Genomic DNA, 3,723 nt, shown 5'->3' on the forward strand with positions numbered 1-3,723 from the left:
CTGCCCGGCCCTCCCATGGTGACCGCGCTGAGCAGCACGTCGGAGGCGCGGTTCGCCCCGTGAGCCGCCCCGGTGCCCCGGACTCGCATGCCCAGCCAGATGGTGTCCAGCGACACGTCTTCGACCAGCGGGATGATCTCTGCCGCGTACTTCACCGCGCCCTCGGCCAGCGAGACGCTCGGCACGCCCTCGCGCAGGTTCGCGTCCAGCGCCTTGATGACGGCTTGCTCCTCCAGCAGCAGGTAGTTGCTGAACGCGACATCGGCGTAGACGACGTTGCGCACGTCCCTCAGCGACGGCTCGTAGCTGTGCGGATCTGCGCCGTCCGGTACCAGCGAACTGACGCGCACGCGGTCACCACCGACGTTCCCGACCAGATCCCGCAGAATGCCGGTGGTCGTGACCACCTGGACCCGTCCGTCGCGCCCGCTCAACGCCACCTCTGACCGGCAGCCGGCGACGAGCCCGACCAGCAGTGGCAGCAGCAGTAGCAGCCGGATCCGGCAGCCGATGCGACGAGCGGGCGGGCAGGTACGGGTGACGCCGACAGCGCGCATCCACGCTTCTCCTTCCCGAAGGTTTCGCGGGTCGGCGGTTCCTCGCCGCCCCTCCGCGATGCGCCGCACGATAGCATGAAAATGGTAATGATTATCAACTCGGTTAGCCGTCGGCGTCATGGCACTCGACTCGACTGAACCGTCGGTTGTTCGTCGAGGGCGCGGATGCCGCCGCGAAGATGTACTGGCTGACCGCCGGATCCCGGTCTCCCGCCGGTCACGCGGCGGGACACCGGGCTTTCCGTTCTCATCGGACAAGGCCGGATGACGGGGCAACCCGAACGATGGCCGGCGCTACTGCCCTCAACCAGCCCAGGCGTCGGTTGCCCTGCGACGTCGCACGGCGAACCGCAGCACTCCCCCGCCCAGCACAAGGAGGAGACCGCCAGCGGCGGCCGGCAGGATCCAGGACGTGCCGGTACGCGGCAACCTGCCGTCGCCACCGGAACCGCTGCCGTCGCCGTCGCCGTCGCCGATGTTGTCCCCGGAACCACTGCCGAAGCCGGTGCCCGGATCGGTGCCGTCACCCACGGCGATCGCCAGAGTCTTGGTGTCGGTGACCGCCCGGCCGTCCGTGGTCGTGCCGCTCATCTGAACCTTCAGCCGGTAGAGGCCCGGCTCGCTGAACGCCCAGTTGCCGTGGGCGTGCGTGTTCGGCGGGATCGGAAGCCGTTGCGGCAGTTGCTTGGTCGAGTCGAACAGGACATCGGCGTTACCGAACGATCCGGTCAGGAAGAGAGTGAAGCGGCCCGGACCGTCGACACCGGTGAGAGCCCAGGTCACGTTGCCCCGAGTGCCGGAGACCACCGACTCGTGCTGAGTGTTCCAGCCCGGCCAGACGATCCCGGACCGCTGCGCCTGTGGCAGCAGCCAGACCTCGTCCCCCTCCTTGCCCAGGAAGTCGGCACCGGCCGGAACCGTGGTCTTCGCGTTCTCCTTGACCTGCAGGACCACGTCAGCCAGTTCCCGCCACACGGCCGGACTGACCGTGTCGTCCTTGATGCGGATCGTCCAGTCACGGCCCACCAGTTGTGGCCCCATGTCGACGTGTCCGTCGGAGATCACCTTGCGTTCGCCGCTCGCCGAGGCGGCATTCGCGGCCTCCGGCTGCCGATTCGCCGGTGTCGACGCGGCCGCGGCCCGGGGTACCGGCGTGGGCCCCTTGTTCTGAGGCCGCAACTGCGGTGTCCGGGACGTCTCGATCGGAGCGGCCGCCGCGGGCGGGGGCACCACCGGTCCCGGTTGGATCTGCGGGACGGTGACCTGGTAGGTCGCGTCGGTGGTGACAGTTCTGCCCGTCGACAACGTCGCCGACGAGGAAAGAGTCAGCCGGTAGTTCCCGGGCTCGTCGAACGCCCACACGACCGGCGTGCGGCTCTCGGCCGGCAACCTCACCTCGCGAGCACTCGTACCGAGCAACAACCCGGCCGTTCCGAGCCCGGAGGGGGTGTAGACGGTGAACCGTCCGGGCCCTTCCGCCGCGAGCGACAGGGTCACCGTGTCGCCAGGGACGACGCCCCGCCTCACACCCGTGGTGTCGAACGCGGGAAGGCCCTCGCTCCCGGACGTCAGCGACCAGACGGCCTGACCGGGCGCGCCGAGGAACGAGAACGCCGGGTTGTCCGGCACCCGTACCGCCACACCGCCTTCCGTGCTCAACTGCACGTCAGAGGGGTCGTGCCCGACCGCGTTGCGAGCTATCTGGTTCGCGTCGCGGACGTGCAACGACAGGTCGCCGTCGGCGACGGAGAGGGACACCAGGTCCGCCCCTGCCGGGTCGAGCTGGGCCTCGGTGGCACCTGCCGGCGCGGCAGCGCCGGCCAGCGTCAGCACGGCTAGGGCGAACCCGGCCGCACCGGTACGCACATGTGCTGTTCTCATCATCCTCCCTGTTCCTGGTCCACTCGGGGTTCTCACTGTCTTGGCCGTTCGGTCGGGGTGGTGTTGTCATGGCTGGACGTCCGAAGGTGGCAGTGACGCCTCGGTTCCGGCTTCCGGCCCACGGCTGTCCCGCGGTGACGCGGGTGTTCCGACTGGGTTGGTCTTTTCGGCCAGGGCGGCCGCGGCGGCTTCTGCGCAGCCCTGATCACGAGCGGCGGCGACAGCCTGCTCCAACGTCCGAGCCGCGCGACGGCGTCTGCGTCCACGCAGCGCCAGGAGGGCCCAGACCGTCGCGCAGACAAGGGTGACGAGCAGCAACTGGACCCACGGCACGGCCCAGACGGCAACCGTCTCCGACACGGTCGCCGGCGGTGGGTCGAACACCTGATCGTCGACGGGCCCGGGGGCGACGGTGGCGGTGGCGCTAAGCCGGAACAGCGGAGGCACCCGGGGTAGCCGAAGTGTGGTCTGAATGGCGTCGCCCGGCAAGATCTCCGGCAACGCCGCACCCGGAGCGTCCCGGGCACCCAGGCCGAACACGCCGGAGGCACTAAGCCTGGGTCGACCAGCGAGCCGCACGTTTCCGGTGTTGCGGATCGTGGCCCTGGCGATGATCTCACCGCCCGTGAACGGGTTGCGGGAAGCTGTGTGGTGCACCCGGAGGTCCTCCAGGGCCAGCGCCGGCCGCAGCTCTCCGGTGACCCGCAGGTAGAGGCGCGCACCGACCCGGTGGTCGACCGAGACCGTGTTGCCCTGGCCGTCGGTCGTGGTGGCCGCGAGCGAGGCCACGATGCCGCCCGTGTGATCCCCCGGAGTGGCGTTTTCTGGGACTGTCAGAGTGAACGGCACGGTCACCCGGGACGTCGACGGGATCGTCAGCGCCGAAGTGGAGAGCCGCGCCCAGGAGCCGACGTCGAGCGGCCGCTGCGCCCCGGGCAACAGGTCGAAGCCGCCGTACGGTGTGGTGACCGCGTCGCTGGCGTAGAGGGTCAGGGTGAGCGGCCGCGGGGAGTGGTTGGTCACCGCGACGTAGTCGGTCACCGTGGCACCAGGGTCGAGTTTGTAGGAGAAGTTCGCCCGCCCGTTGGGCCCCGTGGGGCTCGACGGGGCCACGCCCCAGGTGAGCGGTGCCGGTGCGGGTGGGGCGGGCACAGCGCTGATCGGCGCTGGCGTCCGGCTCGGTGCGGGCACTGGGGCCGCGGGGACCGCGAGCACGAGGATGCCGACGGCAGTGGCGATGGGCATACGCATGGCGGGGTGGCGGGTCCATTCCCTCGTTCTGGCG

Annotated in this window: 3 protein-coding genes; all 3 read right to left on the reverse strand. The window is 70.2% G+C overall.

Annotated features, from left to right (window positions below; all coding sequences use genetic code 11):
• Nucleotides 1-557: metal ABC transporter solute-binding protein, Zn/Mn family (locus E1211_RS31215; protein ID WP_243709791.1), on the reverse strand; the 557-nt coding region annotated here is incomplete at its 3' end.
• A gap of 303 nt (nt 558-860) precedes the next feature.
• A complete protein-coding gene (locus E1211_RS31220; protein WP_132353694.1) occupies nt 861-2,438 on the reverse strand; it encodes a TIGR03773 family transporter-associated surface protein in 1,578 nt (525 codons plus the stop codon).
• A gap of 66 nt (nt 2,439-2,504) precedes the next feature.
• A complete protein-coding gene (locus tag E1211_RS31225) occupies nt 2,505-3,689 on the reverse strand; it encodes a WxL protein peptidoglycan domain-containing protein (RefSeq protein ID WP_132353696.1) in 1,185 nt (394 codons plus the stop codon).
• Nucleotides 3,690-3,723 lie beyond the last annotated feature (34 nt).

It is taken from the genome of Micromonospora sp. 15K316 (genome assembly GCF_004348525.1).
Lineage (GTDB): Bacteria > Actinomycetota > Actinomycetes > Mycobacteriales > Micromonosporaceae > Micromonospora.